General features: G+C 69.7%; 21 protein-coding genes. 2 read left to right on the forward strand and 19 right to left on the reverse strand.

Features of this window, described 5'->3' with window-relative positions; translation table 11 throughout:
- Positions 1 to 57: 57 nt before the first annotated feature.
- Complete coding sequence (locus P3X83_RS11170; RefSeq protein WP_277304880.1) at positions 58 to 423, forward strand: cupin domain-containing protein; 366 nt, start codon at positions 58 to 60, stop codon at positions 421 to 423.
- Positions 424 to 521: 98 nt separating this feature from the next.
- Here P3X83_RS11170 and P3X83_RS11175 read toward each other — a convergent pair whose 3' ends face one another.
- From P3X83_RS11175 to P3X83_RS11230, 12 genes are all read right to left on the reverse strand, one after another.
- Positions 522 to 1535 carry an oligopeptide/dipeptide ABC transporter ATP-binding protein gene (locus tag P3X83_RS11175; RefSeq protein WP_277304881.1) on the reverse strand — a complete coding sequence of 338 codons (1014 nt, stop codon included), beginning with the start codon at positions 1533 to 1535 and terminating at the stop codon, positions 522 to 524.
- A 42-nt stretch (positions 1536 to 1577) separates the two neighbouring features.
- Complete coding sequence (locus tag P3X83_RS11180; protein ID WP_277304882.1) at positions 1578 to 2636, reverse strand: ABC transporter ATP-binding protein; 1059 nt, start codon at positions 2634 to 2636, stop codon at positions 1578 to 1580.
- A gap of 34 nt (positions 2637 to 2670) precedes the next feature.
- Positions 2671 to 3582 carry an ABC transporter permease gene (locus tag P3X83_RS11185; RefSeq protein ID WP_277304883.1) on the reverse strand — a complete coding sequence of 304 codons (912 nt, stop codon included), beginning with the start codon at positions 3580 to 3582 and terminating at the stop codon, positions 2671 to 2673.
- Between the two features lie 96 nt (positions 3583 to 3678).
- On the reverse strand, positions 3679 to 4617 hold the full coding sequence (locus P3X83_RS11190; RefSeq protein ID WP_277304884.1) for an ABC transporter permease: 939 nt from the start codon (positions 4615 to 4617) through the stop codon (positions 3679 to 3681).
- Entirely contained in the window at positions 4617 to 5675 is a 1059-nt protein-coding gene (locus tag P3X83_RS11195; protein ID WP_277304885.1) for an LLM class F420-dependent oxidoreductase, read from the reverse strand. Before P3X83_RS11195 ends, P3X83_RS11190 begins: the two co-directional genes overlap by 1 nt.
- 40 nt (positions 5676 to 5715) lie before the next feature.
- Positions 5716 to 6459: an enoyl-CoA hydratase/isomerase family protein gene (locus P3X83_RS11200; protein WP_277304886.1), complete on the reverse strand. Its 744-nt coding sequence runs from the start codon at positions 6457 to 6459 to the stop codon at positions 5716 to 5718.
- A gap of 30 nt (positions 6460 to 6489) precedes the next feature.
- Positions 6490 to 8148 (reverse strand): ABC transporter substrate-binding protein, encoded by a 1659-nt coding sequence (locus tag P3X83_RS11205; protein ID WP_277304887.1) that lies wholly within the window; start codon positions 8146 to 8148, stop codon positions 6490 to 6492.
- A gap of 188 nt (positions 8149 to 8336) precedes the next feature.
- Positions 8337 to 9083, reverse strand: a complete 747-nt coding sequence (locus P3X83_RS11210) for an enoyl-CoA hydratase/isomerase family protein (protein ID WP_277304889.1) — start codon at positions 9081 to 9083, stop codon at positions 8337 to 8339.
- A gap of 61 nt (positions 9084 to 9144) precedes the next feature.
- Entirely contained in the window at positions 9145 to 10074 is a 930-nt protein-coding gene (locus tag P3X83_RS11215; protein WP_277304890.1) for a TatD family hydrolase, read from the reverse strand.
- Entirely contained in the window at positions 10059 to 10751 is a 693-nt protein-coding gene (locus P3X83_RS11220; protein WP_277304891.1) for a CoA-transferase, read from the reverse strand. The genes P3X83_RS11215 and P3X83_RS11220 overlap by 16 nt, the downstream gene beginning before the upstream one ends.
- A gap of 130 nt (positions 10752 to 10881) precedes the next feature.
- Positions 10882 to 11637: a 3-oxoacid CoA-transferase subunit A gene (locus tag P3X83_RS11225; protein WP_277304893.1), complete on the reverse strand. Its 756-nt coding sequence runs from the start codon at positions 11635 to 11637 to the stop codon at positions 10882 to 10884.
- Positions 11637 to 12362: a GntR family transcriptional regulator gene (locus P3X83_RS11230; protein ID WP_277304894.1), complete on the reverse strand. Its 726-nt coding sequence runs from the start codon at positions 12360 to 12362 to the stop codon at positions 11637 to 11639. The genes P3X83_RS11225 and P3X83_RS11230 overlap by 1 nt, the downstream gene beginning before the upstream one ends.
- Before the next feature lie 155 nt (positions 12363 to 12517).
- Between P3X83_RS11230 and P3X83_RS11235 the strand changes: the two genes are divergently transcribed.
- The gene (locus tag P3X83_RS11235; protein ID WP_277304895.1) at positions 12518 to 13273 is read left to right on the forward strand and encodes a GntR family transcriptional regulator; all 756 of its coding nucleotides are present in this window, start codon (positions 12518 to 12520) and stop codon (positions 13271 to 13273) included.
- Between the two features lie 96 nt (positions 13274 to 13369).
- On the opposite strand, the gene P3X83_RS11240 is transcribed toward P3X83_RS11235, so the two are convergent.
- From P3X83_RS11240 to P3X83_RS11270, 7 genes are all read right to left on the reverse strand, one after another.
- Complete coding sequence (locus tag P3X83_RS11240; protein ID WP_277304896.1) at positions 13370 to 14782, reverse strand: aldehyde dehydrogenase family protein; 1413 nt, start codon at positions 14780 to 14782, stop codon at positions 13370 to 13372.
- 36 nt (positions 14783 to 14818) lie between these two features.
- The gene (locus tag P3X83_RS11245) at positions 14819 to 15883 is read right to left on the reverse strand and encodes an LLM class F420-dependent oxidoreductase (protein WP_277304897.1); all 1065 of its coding nucleotides are present in this window, start codon (positions 15881 to 15883) and stop codon (positions 14819 to 14821) included.
- Positions 15884 to 15934: 51 nt separating this feature from the next.
- Positions 15935 to 16732: an enoyl-CoA hydratase-related protein gene (locus P3X83_RS11250; RefSeq protein ID WP_277304898.1), complete on the reverse strand. Its 798-nt coding sequence runs from the start codon at positions 16730 to 16732 to the stop codon at positions 15935 to 15937.
- Between the two features lie 3 nt (positions 16733 to 16735).
- Positions 16736 to 17686 (reverse strand): alpha/beta hydrolase, encoded by a 951-nt coding sequence (locus P3X83_RS11255; RefSeq protein WP_277304899.1) that lies wholly within the window; start codon positions 17684 to 17686, stop codon positions 16736 to 16738.
- A gap of 119 nt (positions 17687 to 17805) precedes the next feature.
- On the reverse strand, positions 17806 to 18741 hold the full coding sequence (locus tag P3X83_RS11260; protein ID WP_277304900.1) for a hypothetical protein: 936 nt from the start codon (positions 18739 to 18741) through the stop codon (positions 17806 to 17808).
- On the reverse strand, positions 18726 to 19592 hold the full coding sequence (locus tag P3X83_RS11265) for a MaoC/PaaZ C-terminal domain-containing protein (protein ID WP_277304902.1): 867 nt from the start codon (positions 19590 to 19592) through the stop codon (positions 18726 to 18728). The genes P3X83_RS11260 and P3X83_RS11265 overlap by 16 nt, the downstream gene beginning before the upstream one ends.
- 3 nt (positions 19593 to 19595) lie before the next feature.
- A complete protein-coding gene (locus P3X83_RS11270) occupies positions 19596 to 20381 on the reverse strand; it encodes a citryl-CoA lyase (protein ID WP_277304903.1) in 786 nt (261 codons plus the stop codon).
- Positions 20382 to 20405 lie beyond the last annotated feature (24 nt).

Below are 20405 nucleotides of genomic sequence, written 5' to 3' on the forward strand. Positions count from 1 at the left end.
CCCGGCGAGGATCGGGGTCAGGCCGTCCGGCGATTCAGACGAAGTGAGGAGCGATCCATGACGATGAACTACCGCCCCGCGGAGCTTGATCTGAGCGAAGCGAAGCAGCGGCCGCTGGTGCCGCCGAGCGCCACGCCCATCGAGCCGGCCGAGATTCTCACCCGCAACCGCGTCCTGCACATGAGCGAGGACAAGAAGTTCATCATCGGCCACTGGGAGTGCGCGCCGGGGTCGTCCCGCTGGGAGTACCCCAACCGCGAGGAGTCCATCTTCGTGCTGTCCGGCAGCATGACCGTGCAGGAGGACGGCGGCGAGCCCGTCAAGCTCACGGCCGGGGCGAGCGCGGTGTTCCCGATCGGCTGGAAGGGCACCTGGACCGTCCACGAGACCTTCCAGAAGGTGTACCACATCTACCGCCACTAAGATCGTGGCAAGTAGAAAGGCCCGGAAGCCTTACGGCTTCCGGGCCTTCGCCATTGTGCTCGCGGCACGAAAGGCCGCCCGGGGGTGGGCGGCCCCCTCTACTCGCGGGCGGGGAAGTGGCAGGCGTTGAGCGCGCCGATCCCGGCGCGGTCGAGCAGCGCGGGCTCCTCCTCCGCGCACACGTCGGCGGCCTTCCAGCACCGGGTGCGGAACCGGCAGCCGCTCGGCGGATCGGTCGGGCTGGGGACGTCGCCCTCAAGGATGATCTCTTTCTTCCGGCCGCGGGAGCCGACCTCGGCCGAGGGGATGGCGCTCAGCAGCGCCTGCGTGTACGGGTGGCTGGGGTCGGACAGCACCTCCGGGCCGGCCTCGACGATCCGGCCCAGGTACATCACCAGCACGCGGTGGCTGACGGCGCGCACCACGGCCACGTCGTGCGCGATGAGCAGGTAGGACAGTCCCAGCTCGTCCTGCAGGTCCATGAGCAGGTTGATGATCTGAGCCTGGATGGACACGTCGAGCGCGGAGATCGGCTCGTCGAGCACCAGCACCTGCGGCTTCAGCGCGAGCGCGCGGGCGATGCCGATGCGCTGCATCTGCCCGCCGGAGAACTCGTGCGGGAACCGGTTCGCGTACATGGGCTGCAGGCCGACGAGCTCCAGGAGCTCCTCGGCCACGTGCTTCTCCCGGGGGATCCCCTGCACGCGGAGGGGCTCCTCGATGATGTCCCGCACCCGCATCCGCGGGTTGACCGAGGCGAACGGGTCCTGGAAGACGATCTGCACCTCCCGCCGCAGCATCCGCATCTGGCTGCGGCTGGCGGTCCTGAGGTCCATGCCCTTGTACCAGATGTTCCCGGCGGTCGGGCGGGCAAGCCCGACGAGCGACCGTGCGACGGTCGACTTGCCGCACCCCGACTCGCCGACGAGCGCGACGGTCTCGCCCTTGTTCAGCGTGAAGTCCACCCCGTCGACGGCGTACACCGTCTCGGCGTACCGGCCGCGCCTGCGCCTGCCGAGGGGAAAGTGGATCTTAAGTCCCTCGATCCGCAGCAGTTCCTCGCCGACCGGTTCCGCGGGGTCCACCACGTCTTGCTGGGCGCTGTGCAACATGAGCTCCGACTCCTCACCGTCGAGCACGAGCGTGGGGCACGCTCAGGGAGAAACCTCTTCAAGGAAGTGGCATGCGGACCGGTGGTCGTCCGTCGGCGCCGGGCGCAGCTCCGGCTGCTCCAGGAGGCACCGCTCCCGGTCGCCGCGAAGGCCGCACCTGGGCGCGAAAGAGCATCCGGGGGGCAGGTCCGTCGGGTTGGGGGGAAGGCCGGGGATCGGCGTGAGCCGCCGCCGGACGGAGTCCGCCGGCAGCCGGCTCGGCGTGCACTGGAGCAGGCCGACGGTGTAGGGGTGCTTGGGGTTTTCGAGCACCTCCTGGACGGTGCCCATCTCCACCACCCGCCCGCCGTACATGACCAGGACACGGTCGACGTTCTGGGCGACCAGGCCGATGTCGTGGGTGATCAGCATGATCCCGACGTTGGTGCGCTGCTGCACCTCGCGCAGCAGCCGCATGATCTGCGCCTGGATCGTGGCGTCGAGCGCGGTGGTCGGCTCGTCGGCGATGAGCACCTTCGGGTCGCAGCTCATGGCCATGGCGATCATCACTCGCTGCCGCATACCGCCGGACAGCTCGTGCGGATACTGCCGGGCGCGCCGCTCCGGCGCGGGCACCCCGACGGCCGCGAGCAGTTCGACGGCCCGCTGCCGGGCCGCCTCCCTGTCGGCCCTCGACGGCCTGCGCTGGTGGGTCAGGATCCCCTCGGCGATCTGCGCTCCGATCCGGTGGACGGGGTTGAGCGAGGTCATCGGGTCCTGGAAGATCATCGCTACGTCCGTCCCGCTCGCCGCCCGCAGGCTGCGGCGATCCAGCGCCAGCAGATCCTTCCCCGCCACCCGGATCTCGCCGGACACGACCTTGCCCGGCGGCTTCGGGATCAGCCCGAGGATCGACATCGCGGTCACGCTCTTGCCCGACCCGGACTCGCCGACGATCCCCAGCGTCTCCCCGGCACGCAGGTCGAAGCTCACGTCGGTCACCGCCGCAACGGTCCCGCGCTTGGTGGTGAACACCGTCGTCAGGTTCCGGACGGACAGGCACCCGTCCGACGCCGGGGTCTGCGGACGTTCGTGGATTTCTGACTCGGTCACGTCGGTCATCGACATACCTTCGGGTCGGCCGGTCTCCGGCGGGTCAACTGTTCGCGGTCCGGGGGTCGAGGGCATCGCGCAGCCCGTCACCGAGGAGGTTGAAGCCCAGGGCGGCGGCGAAGATCGCCAGTCCGGGCAGCAGCGAGAACAACGGGTCCGTCTGCAGGTAGGCGGTGCCGTCGCGGAGCATTCCACCCCACGTGGCCGTGGGCGGCGGCAGGCCAAGGCCGAGGAAGCTCAAGCCCGCCTCGATGCGGATCGTGACGGCGGCGGTCATGCTGGCGATGACCACCATCTCGCTGCGCAGGTTGGGCCAGATGTGCTTGTACAGGATCCAGGGCGCCCGCGCGCCGAACACGATGCTGCTCTTCACGAACTCCCGCTCCCGGAACGCCAGGGCGGGTCCGTGCGCGAGCCGGGCGAACACCGGGACGATCCCGATCACGATCGCCAGCGTGATGTTCCAGGTTCCCTGCCCGAACAACGCGACGAAGAGCAGGGCGAGGATGAGCCCGGGGAAGGCCATCAGCACGTCGACGACCCACATGATCACGCGCTCGGTCTTGCCCCGGAAGTAGCCGGCGATCATCCCGACCGGAATTCCGATGGCCATCCCGATCAGCACCGACGAGACCCCGATGAGCATCGAGGCCTGAGCGCCGTGGATCAGCCGCGCGTAGATGTCCCGGCCGAACTGGTCGCGGCCGAGCCAGTGTTCGGCGCTCGGCGGCTCAAGCTGGGCCGTCAGATCCTGCTGCGCCGGGTCCGCGGAGGTGAACAGGGTCGGAAAGAGCGCGACGAGCACCAGAAAGGCGATGATCAGCCCGCCGATGATCAGCAGCGGGTTGAACCGGCCCCGGCCCCGTCTCCGGGGCCTCGATGCATCTCGCGAGTCACCCTTGCCCGGTGGGGGGACGGTTGCGGTCACCACCGCTCCCGAGTCGTTCATCGTCATGCTCGCACCGGCATTCGTGTCGTCTCGACGTCACTCGGGCGCCGAGGGCTGTGGATACAGAGCGGCCGGAGGCTTATCGGATCCATGGGCGGGTCCTCACGCCGTCTTGGTTCGTGGGTCGAGGACGTGGTAGAAGGCGTCGACGGCCGCGTTCACCAGGACGATCACCGTGGTGACCACGATGATGCAGCCCTGCACGGTCGTGTAGTCACGTGCCTGCATGGCGTGGACCATCAGGCTGCCCAGCCCCGGGCGGGCGAACACCATCTCGATGAGCACCGCGTCCCCCACCAGGGTGATGAACGAGATACCGGTGATCGAGACGAGCGGAAGCGAGCCGGGCTGGAGCACGTGGCGCACCAGGACGCGGCCTTCCCGCACTCCCTTCGCCCGTGCCGTACGGACGTGGTTCTCCCCGATGATCTCGACCATCAGCGAGCGGGTGACCCGGGACGTGAAGGCGGTGCTCACGATTCCCATGGCCAGCGCGGGCAACAGGATGCGTTGCAGGTTCGAGCCGAGTTCCGTGAAGGGGGCGACCCCGTTCGTCGGCAGACCGAGCGGCAGCGCGATGAACAGGATCAGCAGCACCGCGACGAAGAAGCTCGGGAAGGACAGCCCGATCAGCGACAGGACCCGCCCGACGATGTCGGGCGACCTGTCCTTCCAGACCGCTTCCACGATGCCCAGGGTGATCCCGCCGAGCTTGCCGAGGATGAGCCCCGCCACGGCAAGCTCGAGCGTGTGCGGGAGCACACTCAGGATCGACTCGCTCACCGGCAGGCCGTTGGTGAGCGACTCGCCCAGGTCGCCCTGGGCGAGCTGGGTCAAGAACTTCCAGAACTGCACGAGCACCGGGTCGGTGAGCCCGAGCTTCTCGTTGAGCCGCGCCACCGCGTCCGGGGACGCGTCCTGGCCCAGCATGGCCACGGCGGGGCCGCCGGGGGTGAGCCGGATCAGGAAGAAGACGGCGGTGGAGACCACGGCCAGGGTCAGCAGCAGCCGCCCGGCCAGCCTCACGAAGTAGCGCCCCATCAGCCGTTCTCCGCTCGTGAGGCCACGGTCGCGCCGCGGGTGGCTCGCGATGCCGCGAACACGTCGGCGAGCATGGGCAGGTTCTGCACGGAGGTCCGCGCGATGAGCGTCGTGGCGACGCAGTCGTGCCAGCGCGTCTCAAGGTCCCGCTGGACCTTCTCCGGCGGGCCGATCAGCGCGATCGCCTCGACCATCTCCGTGGGCACGGCGGCCGCCATGCCCTCGCGGTCGCGGGCCTTGAACCGGTCGACGATCTCCTTGCAGGGCTCCTCGAAGCCGAGCCGGGCGATGGAGTTGTAGTGGAAGTTCATGCCTTCCGCGCCGTTGGCCGCGATCTGGAAGGCGACACCCGGCCGGAGCTCGTCGGCGGCCGTCTCGACGTCCGGCCCGAACGCGACCATCACGCCGGGAGCCACCTCGAAGTTCTCGGGACGCCCGCCGGGCCGGCTACGGAAGCCGATCTCAAGACGCTCCCGGTACCAGTCGTCGAACTCCGGGGAGAAGTTCGTCGGCAGCCAGCCGTCGGCGATCTCGGCGGACAGCGAGATGTTCTTCGGCCCTTCCGCGCCCAGGTAGATGGGGATGTCGGTGCGGGCGTCCCGGATGCCCGGGCGGATCGAGCGTCCCAGCCCGGTTCCGCCCGTCACCGGGAGCTGGTAGACCTCGCCGTCGTGGGCGACCCGCTCCCGCGCGAACGTGTCGCGCATGATCTTGATGTACTCGCGGGTCCACCGCAGCGGCCGTTCGAAGGGTACGCCGTACCAGCCCTCGACCACCTGCGGGCCGGACAACCCCAGCCCGACGACCACACGCCCGCCGGAGAGCCGGTCCAGGGTCATGGCGGCCATCGCGGTCGCGGTCGGGGCACGGGCGGCCATCTGCGCGACGCCCGTGCCCAGCCGCATCGTCCGGGTCTTGGCACCCCACCAGGAGAGGGGGGTGAAGGCGTCGGTGCCGTACGACTCCGACGTCCACGCCGACTCGTAACCCGCGGCCTCGGCGACCTCGGCGGCCTCGGCACCCAGCGTGTAGATCGAGCAGGCGAGCTTATCGATCACTTGGCGCTCCCTCCGGCCCGACCCACCACCCGGGGCGTGGTCACCATTGGAAGTTCGCCCCGTTCGCCCGCCTCGCCAGCTGCGCGGTGCGCATGACCCGGTAGCCCGCCTGGACGGCGGGGCCATACGGGATCTCGGCGGACTCGTAGAAGAACCTCTTCGCCATGTGCACCGCGTAGGCCTGGTTCGCCGCGACCTCCTGCGCCAGCTCCATGGCCCGCGCCTCCAGCCGCTCGGCGGACACGACCTCGTTCACGAGGCCGATCCGCAGGGCCTCGTCCGCCGGCACGCGCCGGCCGGTGACGAGCATCGACATCGCCGCCCGGGTGCCGACGACCTCGCGCAGCCGCGGGATGCCGTTGCCCTGGACGAGGCCGTGCGTGACCTCCGGGTGCCCGAACACGGCGTTCTCGCTCGCGATCACGAGGTCGGTGAGGTTCACGACCAGGGTCCCGAGACCCAGCGCGTAGCCCTGCACCGCCGCGATGATCACCGGCCGTGCGTACCGGAAGTTGTGCGACAGCTCGGTTCCGGTGGACACCTCGAACGACGGCGCCTGGCTCTCTCCCAGGTGGTCGCCCAGCTCACTGAGGTCGGTGCCGCCGCAGAACGCCCGGCCCTCGGCCCGCAGCACGACCGCGCGGCAGTCCTGCAGTTCGTCGCCGGTGAGCACCGCCGCGAGCTGCCGGTGCATCTCGAAGTTGAACGCGTTGAGCTTCTCCGGCCGATTCAGCGTGATGACGCCGACGCCATCGGACACGACCTTGAACTCGACCTCTGCCACTACAGCACCTCTCCTTCGCACAGCACGGGATCAGCAGTCCTTCGCGTTGGGATCGACGGTGGCCTGGTAGCTCGGCTGGAAGTTGCCGGGAATCGCGACCATCGGCTCGACGCCGCCCATGGTGAACCCGCAGACCGCGCCGTACGCCTGGTAGGACACGTAGAGCGGCTTCGCGGCGGCGTCCTCAAGGATCTTGTCGTTGATCTGCTGCCACAGCTGCGCCTGCTCCTTGGAGTCGGACGCCAGGGATGCCTTCTCGATCAGGTCGTCGGCCCCGTCGTATCCGCCGAAGTTCTGCACCGGGCTCTTGCCGCCCCGAACGTACGAGGGTCCGTAGAAGAAGTCCGTGAACGGAATCTGCGGCGTGGGCCGGTACGAGATCAGAGTGAGCATGAGCGGCTCCTGGCCGGTCATCATCGCCGTCTGCCAGGTGGGCACGTCCACACTCTTGATCTTGACGTTGACGCCGATCTCCTTCATCTGGGCCTGCAGGATCTGGGAGGAGGTCGCGTTGCTGGGCGTGGTGATGGTGACGTCGAAGCCGTTGGGGTATCCCGCGTCCGCGAGCATCTGACGGGCCTTCGCCACGTCGAAGTCGTACGCCAGGCCGGCCTCCTGCACGTGCGCGTCGGGAATGCCGCCCGGCAGCTGGGCGCCCCACACGCTGAGCGTCGGCTTCGCGGTCCGCTGCCCGGCCGAGGCCACGTAGTCGGCGCGGTTCACCGCGTACGCCAGCGCCTTGCGCACCTCCGGCTTGGCGGTCGGGCCGTTCTTCGCGTTGAACAGCAGGTACCAGGTGCCGAAGAGCGGGGTCTCGACGACCTTGAACCCCGGCCGGGAGTCGATGACCTCAAGGCCCTTGTCGCCGGTCGCGGTGGGCGACGCGATGTCCAGGTCACCCCCGAACAAGGCGGCCTGGCGGGCCGTGTCGTCCGCCATGAACCGGATCTCCCACCCGGCGGCCAGCGGCTTGCCCAGGTAGTAGTCGTCGTTCGCCTTCAGCGTGACGCGCTGGCCCGGGGTCCAGTTCTCGAACTTGAACGGACCCGGTCCCACCGGACGCTTGCCGAAGTCCTCGCCCTCCGCTTCGGCGGCCTTCTTGCACACCACGAGCCCGCCCTGCCAGTTCGAGATCGTCGGCAGGAACGCGGCGGGCGACACCGGGTGCTTCATCGTCACCTTCACGGTCCCGGCGTCCACCGCCTCGACCTTGTCATAGGCGCCGAACACCGAGGCGAAGGTCGACGAGTCGGGGTTGGCCGCCCGCTTCAGCGAGAACACCACGTCGTCGGACGTCAGGTCGTACGCCGGGGTCTTCTGGCCGGCGGGGCACTTCACGCCCGGCCGGAGCGGGATCGTCCAGACCTGCTTGCCGTCCTCCGTCGCGGACTGGGGGATCTCCTTGGCGATCCCCGGCTCGAAGGGGGCCGTCGAGTTCCCCGGCACATACCGGACGAGGCCGTCGAACAACATCATCGAAAGGGTGCGGTCGGTCGGCTGTACGGCACGGACCGGGTCCATCGACGTGATGCCCTCGGTGGCCACGCCCCATCGGATGGTCGGCCGCTCGCTCGTCGCCGCGCCGCCGCCACTACCGCCACTGTCGCCACTGCCACAGCCGGTGGCCGCCAAAACCACGACTAGCGCGGCCGGAGCCACCATGCGGGCCTGGATCCCACATATCTTCATCGTTCGCTCCCATGTCCCGGGCACTGACCCGATGTTCGAAAGTTCTTCAAGGAATTGCCGATAAGGGCCGTGCCGAGACGGCTGCGATCCCGTCCCCGAATGATGGAAATCGCGCTGGGCTGATTTCGCCTGCAATAACTGCAATTTAACGTTGGATGTTACACCTGAAATATCACATATGCAATGCCTCAGGGCCGGGACATCGCCTCGCGGGTCATCAAACTGATGTCACGGGCGTACTCGAAGGCGTGGTCGTAATCGAGCTCCTGGACGGCACGGAAGACACGCTTGGTGAGGCGGATCGCGGTCGGCGACTTCTCCGCCAGAGCCTGCGCGTAGCCGATGGCCTCCTTCATCAGGTCGTCGGCGGGAACGATCCGGGTGACCATGCCCATCGCGTGCGCCTCGGCCGCGTCGATGAACCGGCCGGACAGCAGCAGGTCGAGGGCCTGGAGGCGCCCGACCAGGCGGCTCAGGCCGACCGCCACCGTGACCGGCGCGATCCCGTGGTTGGTCTCGGGATAGCCGAACCGCGCCGTGTCGGCCGCGATGACGACGTCGCACGACACCGCGAGCGCGCAGCCGCCGCCCACGGCGAACCCGTTGACCGCGGCGATCACCGGCTTCGGCAACCGCGACATCTGCTCGTAGATCCGGTCGTGGTCGATCGCCTGCAAGTACCGGCCCCACAGGTCCTCCGGCGGGGTGCCCGACCCGGCCTCCTTGAGGTCCTGGCCCGAAGAGAACGCGGGGCCGCTACCGGTGAGGACGATCGCGCCGATCTCCGGGTCGGCGACGGCGTCGTCCACCGCCTGGTGGAAGAGCCGCCTCAACTCGCTGTTCATCGCGTTGCGGACCTTGGGACGGTTGAGCGTGATGACGCGCACCCGGCCGTCGGTCCGGCACAGCACCGCTGCTTCGGCGTTGTCAGCCACTCGCTTTCTCCTGACGTCGATGGGACACGGCTGGAATCGGGAATCGGATGGACAGATGCGGTCAGGAGCCGACGAGAAGGCGCACGGGGTTGTCCACCATGATGGATTCGACGACCTCGTCGGGCACGCCGGCCTCACGCAGATCGGGTACGACCTGCTTCGGCACGTAGGCGTATCCGGGTCCGCCCGCACTGGCGCGGTCCCCTGGGATGCACACGTCATGAGAGATCAGCAGATGCGACGCCCAGCCCCGGCGGATGAACTCCACCATGTTGCGGATGCGCCGTTCCTGCTGGTGGGGATTGCGGGGGCCGTTGCGGTCGTAGCTCACCAGCGCGCCGCGTTTCGCGAGCTGTTCGTGGTAGTCGAGGTAGGGATACATGTCGCAGTGGGCCACCGCGACCCGCCGCAGGTCGCAGCCCTCCTCTTCGAGCACGTCGAGCTGCCATCTCCCGACGTCGCTCTTCACCGCGTGCAGGACGAGCCCGAGATCGGTCTCCTTCTGCACCCTGGCCGCGGCGCGGAGCACCCGCTCCTCGACCGCGGACAGGTAGCCGTGGTCGGCCCCGATCTCCCCGATCACGCCCGGCCGGATGCCGTGCACCCCGGTCTTGACGTCTTCGAGCAGGACCTCGGTCAGCTCCGCGACGCTGACCTTGTTCATGTCCTCCTCGTAGAAGGACTCGCGGTACCAGCCGCAGCCCATCACGATGTGCACGCCGGTCTGCTCCGACACCGAACGCAGCAGACCCGGGTTCCTCCCCAGGCCGTTGTTCGTGCAGTCGATGATCGTGCTGCCGCCCGCCGCCTTGAACTCCTTGAGGTCGGCCACGGCGTCCTCGGACTCGTCCAGGGTGGGATCGGGCCGCGGCCGGTCCTTGATGAGGTCGCAGACCACGTGTTCGTGCGGCAGGATCCGGCCCAGCTCGGACACCGGGACCGGGCCGCGCACGGTCTCGACGGTCCGGCCGCCCGCTACGCCGCTTTCCACAGATCATTCCTGTCGCTCTTGAGCGTCACCTCGGCGATGCCCTCCGGCGCGGCCAAGAGCTCCACCTCGGTGAGCCGCTGGGCGTCCTCCAGGGTCCAGCCGGGCACGAGCTCGCGCACGATCGCCTTGCCGTCCTCCAGGTCGATCACGCCGATGTCGGTGACCAGCCGGTCGACGCACCGCGGGGCGGTCATCTCCAGGTCGAGCCGGTTGACGAGCCGCCGCGGGCGCGGCAGTAGCTGCAGGGCGACGACCACCCGCCGGGCGCAGAACGCGAGGTCCTGGGCGCCGCCGACGGCGCCCGCCACCGCGCCGGGCAGCCAGAAGTTGGCGATGTCGCCCTGCACGCTCACCTGGAACGCGCCCAGGATCGTCGCGTCGAGGTGGCCGCCCCGGATCAGGGCGAAGGACTCCGCGTGATCCATGACGACCATTCCGGGACGCGGGATGAGCGGCTGCCGGCCCGCCGAGGCCAGCGAGGCGTCGACCTCGTCCTGGGTGCGGGCCGTCCTGCCGTGTCCGAGGACGCCGTGCTCGCTGTGCAGCAGGATGTCGTCATCCTCCTCGATGAACAGGCTGCACATCAGGGGCACGCCGACGCCCAGGTTGATGACCTCTCCCTCACGGAAGTCCTGTGAGATGCGTCGCGCGATTCCGACCCTGCTCAGGGTTGGCACGGAGGGGTTTTGAGCTGGCGTCATAGCCTGGCCGGGGGCCCGGGCGCAGTGTCCCCCGAACTCCTTTCCGAGGATGGATTCACCCGAGGCTGCCCGACCGCCCCGGTCCTGGAACTCGCCTGACCGCTGATCACTTCACCATGAGACGTCTGTCGCTCAGTACGATCCGGTCCACGTACGGACCGGGGGTGACGATGTGCTGCGGGTCCAGATAGTCGACGACTTCCTCGACCTCCACGATCGTCACCTTGGCGCTGCCGGCCACGACGGGGTTCGTCGTACGGGCGCCGTGCCGGTAGATGAGGTTGCCGAACCGGTCGGCCTGGTATGCGGAGATGATGGCGAAATCAGAGCGAATCGCCGTCTCCAGGATGTGCGGCACGCCGTCGAAGTAGCGGACGTCCTTGCCCTGGCCGATCTTGGTGCCCGCGCCGACCGGAGTGTAGACGCCGCCGAGTCCCGCGCGCCCGCAGCGCAGCCGCTCGCACAGGCTGCCCTGCCCGATCAGCTCGATCTCCACGTCGCCCCGCCGGACGCCCGCCTCCAGCGGCCCGTCCATGTTCGGGTTGTTGATCGACGAGAAGGTGGTGATCGCCTTGCGCACCTGGCCGAGCTCGGCGAGGTACCCGACGGGGTAGACGCCGCCCTCCGGCTCCGGGATGAACGGCTGGTCACCGCGGACGATCCCGTACGTCTGCGCGCCGGCGCGACCGCGGCCGGCCTCGCACGCGATGATCGTCAGGTCGCGCAGGCCGCGATCGGCGATTGCCTTGATCAGCGTGCTCGGGACACCGGGCACGCCGACGAAGCCGCCGAAAGCGATCATGGCACCGCTCTCGATGTCGGCGACGGCCTCGGCCGCCGACTCCACGACCTTATTGATCATCAGTCACCTTCCGTGCGTTTGGACGACTTTGCGTACGTGATGGGCGTCGGGTTGCCGTTCGGCTGCGCCGTCACCACGAGGAGGCGCACCCGTGCGGTGGCGTCCAGCATGTGCTTCTGCATGGCGGTGTAGGCGGCCTCGGCGTCACCGGCCTCGATCGCCTCCGCGATGGGACGATGCTGAGACGCGGACACGGTGAGCCGGCCGGGCTGGCTGAGGTTGCGGAACCGCAGCAGGCGCACCCGCCCGTCGAGCACCGCGAACGAGTCGCGTAACCCGTCGCTCCCGGCCATCGCGAGCAGGGCCTCACGGCGTTCTTCCAGCGCCCGTACGTACCCCTGTACGTCGTTGGCGCGAGCCAGCCGTTCGAGCTCGTCGAAGGTCCCGTGAAACGCGGCACGTTGTTCGGGGGTGCCGCGCTGGGCGGCCCACGCGGCCATCATCGGTTCCAGCGCGGTCTTGATCTGGTAGACGTCGGTGATCTCCTGCGGGCTGATCTCCCGGACGAAGACGCCGACGCGCGGGGTAATGGTCACGAGACCCTCCACGCTCAACTGCTGGAGGGCATCGCGAACCGGTGTCCGGGACACGCCGAACCGCTCGGCGAGTTCGTCGGTCGAGATCCGCTCACCGGAGGCCACCGTGCCGTTGTGGATCAGTGCACGGATCTCTTCGATGACGACGTCCTTCGCCGAGAGAACACGGAGTCTCAGGGAAGTGCCCACGCGCTCAAGTATGAGCGCTGATATACTACATGTCAAGGATCAGCATCTCAGCGCCGCTCGATGATGCCGCCCCGATCACACCTGTACGGCCCTGTCGTGCGGCTACGATTACCTCGGGGCTCTGTACATCAGCGCTAATGGAGTAGGTGACATCGTTGGATTCACAGTTCCGGATCCTCTCGGCCAAAGATGTGGTCACCGAGGAGATCCGCGCGCTGATCCACAACGGCACGATCACCTCTGGTGAGCGGATCTCGACCGACGAACTCGCCGAGCGGTTCGGCGTGTCCCGGACCCCGGTGCGCGACGCCCTGCAGCAGTTGAGCGTGGAGGGGCTGGTCACCATCACCCCGCGCGTCGGCGTCTTCGTCCGGGAGATCAGCCCGCAGGAGATCAACGACGTCTACCAGATCAAGACCGCGCTGGAACCGATGATGGCCGCGTGGGCCGCCGTGCGCGGCACCCCGGAGCAGCGGAGCGCCCTGCTGCGGTCGGTGGCCGATCTGGAGCGGGCGGCCGCGGCCGAGGACGTCCCCACGTACGCGCGCATGATCGAGGAACGGTACGAGGAGATGCTGACGATGGCCGGGAGCGGCGGGCTGCGCGACGCGCTCGGCGTTCTCGACGGCCGCGTGCGCCTGCTGCGGTTCCGCGACCTCCACCAGCCCGGCAGTCTCGCCGAATCCGTCGCGGGGCACCGCGCGGTCGCCGAAGCGATCGCCTCCGGCGACCCGCAGGCGGCGTACAACGCGATGCAGGCCCACATGGCGCAATCGACCGCGAAGGTCCAGGCGCTGATGCCGGGGACCGACAGCGACACGCCGTCGATCGCCCAGCTCGCGGCGGGCCGCCGTGGAACGCAGAGGCCGAAGCGAGCGCCCAGGAAGCGCTCGTCTTCGACCTCGTTGTAGACCCCGCGTCATGATGTAGATCCGCGTCAGGCGGTGCGGGCCCCCGCATCCATCGTTCGCGAAGCCCCGCCGCCTGCCAATGGCGCCTACCCGGCGCTACTTCCCGATCCGGACCGACACGAACTTCGCCTGGGTGTAGTGCCGCAGGGCCTCGACGCCCTTCTCCCGGCCGTGGCCGCTGTTCTTGAAGCCGCCGAACGGGCCCTCGATCAGGCCGGCCGTCCACTCGTTGATGTGGACCTGTCCCACCTGAAGGGCTGCCGCGACGCGGTGAGCCCGGCCGAGATCCGCCGTCCAGAGGCCCGCCACGAGACCGTAGTCGGAGTCGTTGGCCTTGGCGACGGCGTCGTCCTCGTCGTCGAAGGGGATGACCGACAGGACCGGGCCGAAGATCTCCTCGCGGGCGATCCGCATGTCGTTCGTCACGCCGGTGTAGATCGTCGGTTCGATCAGCCACCCGTCGCCGGTGGCCCCACCGCCGACGACCAGCGTGGCGCCCTCCTCGCGCGCGACCTCGAAGTAGGACAACACCTTCTCGAACTGGGCCTTCGTCGTCTGCGACCCGTAGTCCTCGCCCGGCTTCAGGGTCTTCACCCGTTCGACCATCCGCGCCACGAACTCGTCGTGGATCTCGCGGGCCAGCAGCAGACGGGTGCCGTTCGAGCAGACCTGCCCGGCGTTCCCGACGAACGCCCTCGTCGCGCCCGCGACGGCGGCGTCGAGGTCGGCGTCGGCGAACACGATGTTCGGCGACTTCCCGCCCAGTTCGAGCGTGATCGGGATGATCTTCTCGGCGGCGGCCCTGCCGACGATGCGGCCGGCGCGCACCGAACCGGTGAACGCGACCTTCCGGACATGCGGGTGCTCGACGATCGCGCTGCCCACGACGTCGCCAACGCCGGTGACCACATTGAGCACGCCCGGCGGCAGCCCGGCCTCGGCGGCGATCCGCCCGAGCTCCAGCGTGGTCGAGGACGTGAACTCCGACGGCTTGCAGACCACGGCGTTGCCGACCGCCAGCGCCGGCGCCACCGACCTGGCCGCCTGGTTGATCGGGACGTTCCACGGGGTGATGACCCCGACCACGCCGAACGGCTCGTGCCGCGTGTAGCCGTGGTAGCCCTCGCCGAGATCGAGGATCTCCCCCGCCGGCAGGTTGACCAGGCCCGCGTAAAACTCGAAGAACGCCGCCGCGCCCCGGATCTCGACGTCCGCCTGCCGCAGCGGCTTGCCGGTCTCACCGGCCTCCAACTCGGCGAGCCGCTGCCGCTCACGACGCAACCCGGCGGCGATGGCCATCAGGACCCGGCCGCGGCGGATCGGCTTCGCCGCCGCCCACTCGGCGTAGGCGGCGTTCGCGGCGGCCACCGCCCGGTCGGCGTCCTCCTTGTTGCCCAGCGGGATCTCGCACACGGCCTCGTCCGTGCCGGGCCTGGTCGACGTGAACCGCTCGCCACCCGTCGACGGCGTCGGCTCGCCGTTGATCCAATGTTCGTACCTAACCACCATTTGCGAACTCCTCCCCGATCAAACCAGTCGTACGAATCAGGCGGGCTGCGGTTGCCCGGCCCCCGCGGTCGTGCGGAACACCTCGGCCAGCTTGAGCAGGTCGTCCAGGCGCGCCCGGGCGATCAGGCTGGTCGCGACGCACTTGTTCCACTTCGTCTCCAGGTCGTGCCGGATCTTCTCCGGCGGCCCGACCAGCGCGACCGCCTCGACCATCTCGGTCGGCACCGCGGCCACCATGCCTTCGCGGTCCCGTTCGAGCCACTTGGCCTGGATCTCGCGGCAGGCCTCCTCGAACCCGAGCCGCGCGACGGCGTTGAGGTGGAAGTTCATGTTCGCCGCCCCGTTCGCCCCGATCTGGTAGGCGATGAACGGGCGGATCCGGTCGGCGGCGGTCTCCAGGTCCGGGCCGAACGCCACCGACACCGCGGGCGCGATCTCGAAGTTCTCCGGCCGGCCGCCGGGCCTGGCGGCGAAGCCCAGCTCCAGCCGCTCCCGGTACCACTCGTCCGCGCTGGGCGAGAAGTTCGTCGGCAGCCAGCCGTCGGCGATCTCGGCCGACAACGAGACGTTCTTCGGCCCTTCCGCGCCCAGGTAGATCGGGATGTCGGTACGGCCGCCGCGCAGCGTGGAGCGGATCGGGCGGCCCATTCCCGAGCCTCCCTCCGCCGGCAACCGGTACGTCTTGCCCTCGTACGCGACGCGCTCCCCGGCGATGGTCGCGCGCATGATCGCGACGTACTCCCGGGTCCAGCCCAGCGGGCGTTCGAAGGGCATCCCGTACCACCCCTCGACGACCTGCGGGCCGGAGAGCCCGAGCCCGATCACGGCCCGCCCTTCGGAGAGCTGGTCGAGGCTCATCGCGGCCATCGCCATCCCTGTCGGGGGGCGCGCGGCCATCTGGGCGATGTCGGTGCCGAGCCGCATCGTGGTCGTGTGCGAGCCCCACCAGGCCAGCGGCGTGAAGCAGTCGGCGCCGAACGCCTCATAGGACCACGCCGACTCGTAGCCCGCGCCTTCGATCGCCCGCACCGTCGCGGCCACGTCCCCCGGGTGTTCCGGGTCGGCCAGCCCGCCGATGGCGCATCCCAACCTGTTGATCACCATGCATTCCTTTCGTCTCTGGCCCCGTTACCGGCCTCGTCGCTTGCCACGTCATTCGCCGCGGAAGCGGGGCGGCCTGCCCTCGCGCGCCGCGGCGAGTCCTTCGAGCCGGTCCGTGCTCGTGAGAAGCCGCTTGTACAGCTCGGCCTCCAGCTCGACCCCGCTGTCGATCTCCAACTGGGTGGACAGGTCGATGGCGCGCTTAGCCTGCACGACGGCCAGTGGCGCCGCCGCGCTGATCTCGGCGGCGAGCGCGTCCACCCTGGCCTCGACGTCGGCGGCGGGCACCGCGTGGCTCACCAGCCCCCACTGCCGGGCATCGACGCCGGTGAACCGGCGGCCGGTGAAGATCAGCTCCTTCGCCCTGGGAATGCCCACGAGCCTCGGGAGCAGTTGCGTGCCGCCGCCCCCCGGCATGCTGCCGAGGGTCGTCTCGATGAGCCCCATGACGGTGTCCTCGGCGGCGACCACGATGTCGCAACTGAGCGCCAGCTCAAGGCCGCCGCCCAGGGCGTACCCGTGCACCTGTGCGACCACGGGGCGCGAGCAGTGGTACATCGCCGAGAACACCCGGGGCACGAGCCTGCGCCGCCGCTGCAGGTCCTCGACCGACATCTTGGCGCGTTCGGTCTGATCCGCGCCGACGCAGAAGGCCCTGCCCCGCCCGCGCACCACGACGCACCGGACGTCGGCCGCGTCCTCGATCTTCGCGAAGACCCCGAGCAGGCACCGGTACATCGGCGAGTTGACCGCGTTGAGCACGTCGGGCCGGTCGAGGGTCACGTACGCGACGTGACCCTCGATGCTCAGGTCCACGGGCTCGTCGGCCCCGGTGCCTGCCGTCTCCATGGTCTACCGCCGGTGCTTCCGGATGAACGACAGCAGCGTCGAGTTGAACTCGCGGTGAGACTCCCAGTGCGGGGCGTGCCCCGCCTCGCTGAAGATCACCACTTCGGAGTTACGGACATGGCGCGCCAGCTCGCGCAGACGCGTCGGCGGGAGGTACAGGTCGCAGTCCCCGGTGAGGAGGAGCATCGGCGTCCTGATCGACTCGATCGCCGGCCACAGCAGCTTGTTCTGCGGGGGCTGCGTCACGGTCGTGACCGGCAGTTCCGTGTGCTCGATCCACGTCGCCATGGCCTTCGGCTTCGCGGCCCGGTAGGACGGGCCGAGCTCGCGGAACGTCTCGGGCAGGTTGAACCAGCCCTCCGGCAGGAGCTCCGTGGTGACCGCGTTCCACGACGGCTCCTGGATTCCCGCCAGCGTCGCGCCGACCGTGCAGCTCAGCAGCCGGTCCGGGGCCGACAGGCCGGCGTCGAACGCCGCGAACGCGCCCGCGGCCAGGCCGACCAGGTGGAACTTCCCGACGCCGAGCGCGTCCATCAGCGCGAGCAGGTCGCCGACCATCGTGCCGGGGCGGTCCGACGGCCCGGCATCCGACCCGTGGTATCCCCGCCGCGAGTAGCTGATCACCCGGTAGCCCTCGGCGGCGAACACGGCCTGCTGGTAGCCCCACGAGCCGCCGTTGCCGGTGTGCGGGTGCATGAGCACCACGGTCTGGCCCTTACCCGGACCCCTGCGGCCCTCGCCGGTGTCCCAGACCGCCAGACGCACGTCCGGGATCTGCACCAGCTTGCGGCCTGTCATCGCGGGCAGCGGGTCCCACGAGGTCTGCGCGGGCAGCACCTTCTCGCGCCCGCCCTTCGGGCCGCCGGCCTGCTCCACCGCCGCGAACGCGGCCGACGGCGCGAGCGCGGCGACGCTCGCCCCCGCCACCCCGGCGAGTATGTTGCGTCGATTCAAGGTACGACCGGTCCTGTCGTTCATCGCTTCCTCACACTTTCTCGAACTTGACAGAACAGAAGCCAATGCATCCGGCAGCGGTCGTCCCCACACGTTCGAGCCGGGAGAATAGGCGTTCTTCAGTTGCCGCCAGGACGTTGCCCGACGAGCAGTTGCAGGGGGTTCTCGCTGAAGATCGTCTCCACGACGTCCTCTGGAACCCCGGCCGCGATCAGGTCCGGCCCGACCTGTCGCAGCACGTACGAATAGCCCGGGCCACCACGGCGCTCGCGCATTCCCAGCACGCATACGTCGTGGGACATCAGCAGGCTCTTGCCCCATCCGCGGCGGACCAGCTCGGCCGCGTTCGCGATCCGCTGCTCCTGGAGCAGCCGGTCACCCGGGCCGTTGCCGTCGTACATCACCATCGCGCCGCGCTCGGCGAGGCGCTCGTGATAGTCGACGTCCGGATACGTGTCGCAGTGACCGACCGCGACCCGGCTCAGGTCGCAGCCCTCGTCCTCCAGCACGTCGAGCTGCCAGGCGCCGACCTCGCTCTTGACGGCGTGCAGGATCAGCCCGAGCCCGGTCTCCCGCTGGGCGCGGGCGGCGGCGCGGAGCACCCGCTCCTCGACCCCGGACACCCACTCGCGGTCGGCACCGATCTCGCCGATCACTCCCGGCCGCACGCCGTCCTCGCCCTCGGCGATGTCGATCAGCAGGCGCTCGGTCAGCTCGGCGGTCTTCGCCTTGTTCATGTCCTCTTCGTAGTAGGGCTCCCGGTACCACCCGCAGCCCATGACGATGTGCACGTCGGCGCGTTCGGACACCGAGCGGAGCACGCCGGGCTTACGGCCGAGCCCACCACTGGTGGCCTCCACGACGGAGCCGCCGCCGAGCTCCTTGAAGACCTTCAGGTCCCGGACCGCCTCGTCCGGGTCGTTCAACGCGGCGAGACCCATCTGCCGGGTCACCCGGAACAGGTCGCACGCCACGTGCTCGTGCGGCAGCACGCGTCCGAGTTCGGACACCGCGACCGGTCCGCGTACGGTCTGGACCGTCAGTCCCTCAGCCACTGCCCGTCTTCTCCTTCGCTTTTCTCGATCACCGCACGGCCGACGGTGCTGACCGCGCCGTCGGCGGAGACGCCGTACAACGTGAGATGGCGCGAGGACCCGTCCCCGGCGCCGTCGTCCGCCCGGGCGAGCACGCGGAACGGCGCGCCGACCCGGTCCATCCCCCGGTAGGAGGCGCTCAGCTCGCGCACGAACGTCCCGCTGCCGCCCCACTGGACGGCGGCGCGCGCCAGGTAGGCGAGCTTGAGCAGGCCGTGGGTGATCGTCCCCGGCAGGCCCCTCGCCTGCGCGAACGCGTGGTCGTAGTGCACTTCGTAGAAGTCGTCGGTGGCCGCGGCGTACCGCACGACCTCGCGGCTGCTCGGGGTCACCTCGATGACCGGCACGGCGTCGGCGGGCGACTCCATGTGATGCCCGGATCCGCCGCCGCCCCCCTGCCGCGCGCCCGTGCGGATCGTCGTCGTGGACGTGCGCGCCACCACGTCGTGCGTCATGCGGCGCCGGTACGTCGTCGCGAGCTCGTAGAACGTCAGGTCGCTGTCCCGGCCCTGCTTCGTGGTGACCGACTCGACCACCGTGCGCCGCTCCAGGATCTCGCCCGGTGTCACGGGCGCCTCCCACCGGCACCAGTTGCCGGCGTTGAGCCGGACCGGCGCGTCCGGGACGCCCATGGCCGCCGGGTCCGTCCGGTGGGCGACCAGGAACGTCGGGGGCAGCAACGTGGGGCAGGGCACGTGACCGTCGGTGTACGGCGGGCCCTGCAGGCCGGTGATCTCCTGCAGCACCCGCGCCCGCCACTCGTCACAGACGAAGATCTCCCACCCCGGTTCCGGCTCCACGGCGTCCGACACCGCTCACACCTCCGGTTCGATGCGGCTCGCGGCCCGGAGGGCAGCGCGCACCGCGGGGGTGATGGGCGATTCGAGTTCTTCACCGACGTGCGCGACCAGGCCGGCCGTACGGCTCATCAGGGCGAACCCGCGGTGCAGTCGCCAGGGCACGCCCGCTTCGAGCAGCAGCGCCGCGGCCGCGCCCGTCGCGTTGAGCGGGAGCGCCTTGCCGGTGAGCGCGGCGGCCCGTTCGACGACGAGTTCGAGGTGCTCGATGTGCTGTCCGGCGACCTTCTGGTCGCGCGCGACGGCGAGCAGTTTCCCGGCGCGCGGGTCACCGTCACGGTGCAGGCTGTGGCCGAGACCGGGGATCCGCTCGCCCGCGTCCACGAGGGCGCGCAGCCGCGTGTCCGCCGCGTCGCGGGCCTCGGCGCCTGCGGCGACGTCGCCGGCGATGTCCGAGAGCAGGCGCCCACAGCCCTCCATCGAACCGAGCAGCACGCTTCCCGCGCCGAGCAGGCCGGCCGCGACGGCGCCCTGGATCGCCTCCGGGGCCACCCAGAACGTCAGCCGCGCGGCGAGCGCGCTGGGCGTCAGCCCGTGGTCGAGCAGGCTCACCAGCACCGCGTCGACCACCTTGGCCTCGGCGGGGGTCGGCCTGCGGCCGGTCACCGCGAGCAGCGTGACCTCGGTATAGGTCAGCTCGCCGATCAGGTCGTCGACGAGATCCAGTCCACGTACCTGTACGTGGTGTTCGTCCGCCGCTCCCACCGCGGTGCCGATCTCCAGCGGCACGCTGCGCCCGCTCACCGCGACATCTCCTCGGCTCGCGTG

Source organism: Spongiactinospora sp. TRM90649, assembly GCF_029382225.1.
Lineage (GTDB): Bacteria > Actinomycetota > Actinomycetes > Streptosporangiales > Streptosporangiaceae > Spongiactinospora.

Bases quoted from the DNA above. Each gene is read 5' to 3' on its own strand.
- P3X83_RS11225 (WP_277304893.1), bottom strand. From the start codon at position 11,637: ATGATCAATAAGGTCGTGGAGTCGGCGGCCGAGGCCGTCGCCGACATC.
- P3X83_RS11180 (WP_277304882.1), bottom strand. From the start codon at position 2,636: ATGACCGACGTGACCGAGTCAGAAATCCACGAACGTCCGCAGACCCCG.
- P3X83_RS11205 (WP_277304887.1), bottom strand. From the start codon at position 8,148: ATGAAGATATGTGGGATCCAGGCCCGCATGGTGGCTCCGGCCGCGCTA.
- P3X83_RS11170 (WP_277304880.1), top strand. From the start codon at position 58: ATGACGATGAACTACCGCCCCGCGGAGCTTGATCTGAGCGAAGCGAAG.
- P3X83_RS11175 (WP_277304881.1), bottom strand. From the start codon at position 1,535: ATGTTGCACAGCGCCCAGCAAGACGTGGTGGACCCCGCGGAACCGGTC.
- P3X83_RS11240 (WP_277304896.1), bottom strand. From the start codon at position 14,782: ATGGTGGTTAGGTACGAACATTGGATCAACGGCGAGCCGACGCCGTCG.
- P3X83_RS11185 (WP_277304883.1), bottom strand. From the start codon at position 3,582: ATGACGATGAACGACTCGGGAGCGGTGGTGACCGCAACCGTCCCCCCA.
- P3X83_RS11190 (WP_277304884.1), bottom strand. From the start codon at position 4,617: ATGGGGCGCTACTTCGTGAGGCTGGCCGGGCGGCTGCTGCTGACCCTG.
- P3X83_RS11250 (WP_277304898.1), bottom strand. From the start codon at position 16,732: ATGGAGACGGCAGGCACCGGGGCCGACGAGCCCGTGGACCTGAGCATC.